The 331-nt window shown below is 68.0% G+C and carries 1 pseudogene; it reads right to left on the bottom strand.

The annotated features are described in order from the left end of the window. Positions 1-215: pseudogene (locus V3W40_RS34590) on the bottom strand (type II secretion system protein GspE); the annotation flags it as partial. Between the last annotated feature and the right edge of the window lie 116 nt (positions 216-331).

Raw genomic sequence — 331 nt, 5'->3', positions numbered from 1 at the left:
GCGGCGGCGCTGCCCGTATCGGCATAAGCACTGGCGAGGAGGCCGTCGAGTTCATCGTCGCGTACCTGCTCGAGGTGGGCCTGGCCGAACTGGCGCCGTACTTCGCTGATGGACCAGCCGGGGGTGGAGGGGCAGACGGTCAGCAGCATGCCGTCGTCGCCGGGGCGCAGGAGGATGCGTTGGGATTTGGCCCAGGCGTAGGGCAGCAGGCTCATACCCCTCTCCCACAGGAATACACATTGGGTCCTGCGTACAGCAGGCTCATGGTCGCGCACCTACAGGCACCGCGCGAATCACCGCCCTCGGCCCCTGCTGCTGCCCGCCCGGAATC

Origin of the sequence: Pseudomonas sp. AM8 (genome assembly GCF_036346475.1) — a bacterium.
In the GTDB taxonomy this organism is placed as follows: Bacteria; Pseudomonadota; Gammaproteobacteria; order Pseudomonadales; family Pseudomonadaceae; genus Aquipseudomonas; species Aquipseudomonas marginalis.
The sequence above is the reverse complement of the archived record's forward strand: the minus strand, read 5'-3'. Positions and strand labels throughout refer to the sequence as shown.